Source organism: Mesorhizobium sp. M7A.F.Ca.CA.001.10.2.1 (assembly GCF_003998575.1).
Classification (GTDB): domain Bacteria; phylum Pseudomonadota; class Alphaproteobacteria; order Rhizobiales; family Rhizobiaceae; genus Mesorhizobium.
The window spans coordinates 1-4006 of record NZ_RZQY01000579.1; the positions used below are offsets into that span (position 1 = coordinate 1).

The 4006-nt window shown below is 60.3% G+C and carries 6 protein-coding genes; all 6 read left to right on the plus strand.

Translation table 11 applies throughout. The features are described 5' to 3' along the window. Nucleotides 1–350, plus strand: a 350-nt coding sequence (locus tag EN964_RS27650) for an NTP transferase domain-containing protein (RefSeq protein WP_164776026.1), incomplete at its 5' end; no start/stop codon positions are given. Next, nucleotides 347–856 (plus strand): molybdopterin-guanine dinucleotide biosynthesis protein B, encoded by a 510-nt coding sequence (gene mobB, locus EN964_RS27655; protein ID WP_127269775.1) that lies wholly within the window; start codon nucleotides 347–349, stop codon nucleotides 854–856. The genes EN964_RS27650 and mobB, both read left to right, overlap by 4 nt. 157 nt (nucleotides 857–1013) lie before the next feature. Next, nucleotides 1014–1799 carry an ABC transporter substrate-binding protein gene (locus EN964_RS27660; protein WP_027036615.1) on the plus strand — a complete coding sequence of 262 codons (786 nt, stop codon included), beginning with the start codon at nucleotides 1014–1016 and terminating at the stop codon, nucleotides 1797–1799. Between the two features lie 77 nt (nucleotides 1800–1876). Then, nucleotides 1877–2596 carry an ABC transporter permease gene (locus EN964_RS27665; RefSeq protein WP_127270845.1) on the plus strand — a complete coding sequence of 240 codons (720 nt, stop codon included), beginning with the start codon at nucleotides 1877–1879 and terminating at the stop codon, nucleotides 2594–2596. Beyond that, on the plus strand, nucleotides 2593–3414 hold the full coding sequence (locus EN964_RS27670; protein WP_127270843.1) for an ABC transporter permease: 822 nt from the start codon (nucleotides 2593–2595) through the stop codon (nucleotides 3412–3414). Before EN964_RS27665 ends, EN964_RS27670 begins: the two co-directional genes overlap by 4 nt. Before the next feature lie 108 nt (nucleotides 3415–3522). After that, the coding region (locus tag EN964_RS27675) for an NAD(P)-dependent oxidoreductase (RefSeq protein WP_164776027.1) at nucleotides 3523–4006 on the plus strand (484 nt) is incomplete at its 3' end.

A 4006-nucleotide genomic window follows, 5' to 3' on the forward strand; every position in this document is an offset into this window, starting at 1 on the left:
CTTGCAAAGCGATCGTCAGTGCTGCCGGCGACACGCCTTTCCTGCCGTTGAACCTTGTCGAGCGCCTGGCAGCGGCCGCCGATCGAAGTCCCAGTTCGATTGCCGTAGCCTGCTCGGCCGGCAAGCGGCACCCGACCTTCGCGCTCTGGCCGCTCGGCTGCCGCGATGCCTTGCGGCACTTTCTGGTCGACGAGGATATCAGGCGGGTTTCGGCTTTCATCGACCGGCACGGTTTTGTCGAGGTGGAATTCCCGGTTCTGCAATCGGCGGGGATCGACCCTTTCTTCAACATCAACGAACCGGACGATCTTGTGTCTGCCGAGCGTCTGTTGCAGAGCATCAAGCCATGAACAGACGCGTCTTCGGCATCACCGGCTGGAAGAATTCCGGCAAGACGACTTTGACCGAAAGGCTGGTCACCGAACTTGTCCGGCGCGGCTGGAAGGTGTCGACGGTGAAACACGCCCATCATGATTTCGACATCGACAAACCGGGTGCCGACAGTTTTCGCCACCGGCAGGCCGGCGCCACCGAAGTCGCGATCGTCTCCGGCGTTCGCTGGGCACTGATGCACGAGTTGCGCGGCGAGGATGAGCCGACATTGGAGACTGTCCTGTCGCGGCTTGCCCCTTGCGACCTGGTGCTGGTCGAGGGCTACAAGCGCGAAGCCCACGACAAGATCGAAACCCGCCGGCTGGATGCGAAGGACCGCACGCCGCTTTCGGCGGAGGATCCCAACATCGTCGCTGTCGCAGCCGATTTTGCGATTGAAGGCGAGCAGCTGCCGGTATTCGATCTCGACGATGCAAAATCGATAGCCGACTTCATCGAGCGCACCACCGGGCTCGTTGCTTGAGCGCTGACGCAACGGCAGAATAGCCTTGCCCATTTTTACGGTTTTGCAGTTGCTTTTTTCTTGGAAAGAGTGGGAGTATCGCGCCAGCGGGCGGTCAAAAGCACCGCCCCACAGAGCCGTTCGGAACGACGGCCGGGACCATAAAGAGAGGACCATCATGCGTATTTCACTGCGTATCGCGCTTGCCGCATCGGCCGCGCTGCTGACGCTCGGCGTCGCCCAGGCCCAGGAAAAGACCCTAAGGATCGGCACCGAAGGCGCCTACCCGCCCTTCAACAACCTTACCGCCGATGGCCAACTCGTAGGCTTCGACATCGACATCGCCAAGGCGCTTTGTGATGAGATGAAGGTAAAGTGCACCTTCGTCGCGCAGGATTGGGACGGCATCATTCCCGCCCTTCAGGCCGGCAAGTTCGACGCCATCGTCGCCTCGATGTCGATCACGCCGGAGCGGATGGAAAAGGTCGATTTTTCGCACAAATACTACAACACGCCGTCGGCGCTCGCCGTGCCGAAGGACAGTACGCTGAAAGGCGTGACCAAGGAAGATCTCGCCGGCAAGACCATCGGCGTCGCCACCACCACGACGCATTTCAACTATGCCTCGAAGACCTACACTGACAGCACCGTGAAGGGCTATCCGAGCAGCCCCGAGGAGCAGGCAGATCTTGCCAATGGCCGTCTCGACGCCATCGAGGACGATATCGTCGTGCTGCAGCAGTTTCTGGATTCGCCTGATGGCGCCTGCTGCAAGATCCTCGGCCAGCCGTCGCCGCAGCCGGTCGAGATCTTCGGGCCTGGCGCCGGCATTGCCGTGCGCAAGGGCGAAACCGACCTGGTCAACAAGCTCAACTCGGCCATCGACGCCATTCGCGCCAATGGAAAATACAAGGAAATCAACGACAAGTACTTCAAGTTCGACGTCTATGGCGCCGAGTCCTGATAAAGGTCAAGACGGCGGGGAATTTCCCCGCCGTCTTTCTATTCGTCTCAGGAATGCCGTGGAGATAAGACCGGCCAATGCCAGCCCAGAGCATATGGACACTTCTCAGTTGGGGACCCGAAGGCTGGCTTGACGATATTGCCTATGGCGCACTGATCACCATTGCGCTTGCGCTTGCCACGCTGCCCATCGGATTGACGATCGGCTTTTTCATTGCCCTCGCCAAGCAGTCCGAAGAACCCTCGCTGCGCCTTGCCGCCAACATCTACACCACGGTCTTTCGCGGCCTGCCGGAGTTGGTGACGCTTTTCCTGTTCTTCTTCGGCATGCCGATCCTGCTGCAGCATCTCGTCAGGTATTTCCGGCCGGACACCACCATCGACGTCAACAGCTTCGTCGCCGGCATGATCGTGCTTGCGCTGATCTTCTCGTCCTATGCCAGCGAGGTTTTTCTTTCCGCCTTCCGCGCCATTCCCAAAGGCCAGTATGAAGGCGGCTATGCCATTGGTCTTTCGAACTGGCTGACCATGCGCAAGGTGATCGTGCCGCAGCTGCTGCGCATCGCGTTCCCCGGCCTGGAGAACTGCTGGCTCAGCCTGCTCAAGGACACATCGCTGGTGTCGGTCGTCGGCCTGGCCGAGACGCTGCGTAACGCTAGCATTGCCGCCCGCGTCACCAAGCATGCTTTCCTGTTCTTCGGTGTCGCCTCGCTGGTCTTTCTTGGCCTGGCCGTCCTGTCGTCCTTCGCCACCAGCGCTATTCTGCGCTCGCTTGGCCGGCAGGAGGCGCAGCGTTGAGCGCCACGGCCGCAATGGTCGAACGTCCGCCGCCACGGGCTCGCGGCTGGCCGCGCAGGCGTATCGCCGGTTACGCGCTGGTCTGCCTGTGGATTTTGTTCGGCATTGGCATCGTCAGCTATCTGGTTCTTGCCTGGAACCCTGAGTTCTTCGCCAAATATGCGCCCGCCTATTTGAGCGGGCTTGGGGTTACGCTCGCGCTGGTTTCCATATCGATGGTGCTCGGCGCGATTCTGTCGGTGCCCGTCGCTTATGGGCGCATGTCCAAGAACCGGATCCTGTCCGGCCTCGCCTATTGCTACGTCTATTTTTTCCGCGGCACGCCGCTGCTGGTCCAGACCTATCTCGTCTATTACGGATTGGGCTCGTTCAGGGTCGAGCTCCAGTCGATCGGCCTCTGGGACTTTTTCAAGGACGCGTTCAATTGCGGCGTCTTTGCGTTTGCGCTCAACACCGCCGCCTACCAGGCCGAAATCCTGCGCGGCGCCATCGAGAGCGTGCCAAGAGGGCAATGGGAAGGGGCGGCATCGCTTGGCCTGCACAAACTGCAAACCTTGCGCAAGATCATCCTGCCGCAAGCCTTGATCGTCGCCTTGCGGCCCTATGGCAACGAACTGATCCTGATGGTCAAGGCTTCCGCCATCGTCGCCATCATCACGGTCTATGATCTGATGGGCAATGCCAAGCTCGCCTTCGCCAACTCGTTCGACATCCAGGCCTATATCTGGGTCGCGCTCGTCTATCTGGTGATGGTCGAGATATTGCGTCATGGCGTCGAATGGATCGAGCGCCGGATCACCGTTCACCTGAAACGCTGACTATTTTCAAATTCAGCTGCACCAGTCGATCCTGCCCTGCGCATCTTGACGAATTGCGCGCAGAGCCTAGACGTCTCGCAGCAAATTCCGTTTCTGAAGGGCAAGCTCATGGCATCTGTTGCATTTCTCGGTCTTGGCGTGATGGGCTATCCGATGGCCGGGCACTTGAAGAACAAGGGCGGCCATGACGTCACCGTCTACAACCGCACCAAGGCCAAGGCCGAGCAATGGGTTGGCCAGCATGGCGGTAGCCTTGCGGCGACGCCAGCACAGGCCGCCGAAGGCAAGGATTTTGTCTTCTCCTGTGTCGGCAATGACGACGATTTGCGTTCGGTGACGACCGGTCCGGAAGGCGCCTTCAAATCGATGAAGAAGGGTTCGGTCTTCATCGACAACACCACGGCCTCGGCCGAGGTCGCTCGCGAGTTGGCGGCGGCGGCGCAAGTCGGTGGTTTTTCGTTTCTCGACGCGCCTGTCTCGGGCGGCCAGGCCGGCGCCGAGAACGGCGTGCTGACCGTCATGGTCGGCGGCGAGCAGGACGCTTTCGACAGAGCGAAGCCTGTCATCGACGCTTTTGCCCGCATGGTCGGCT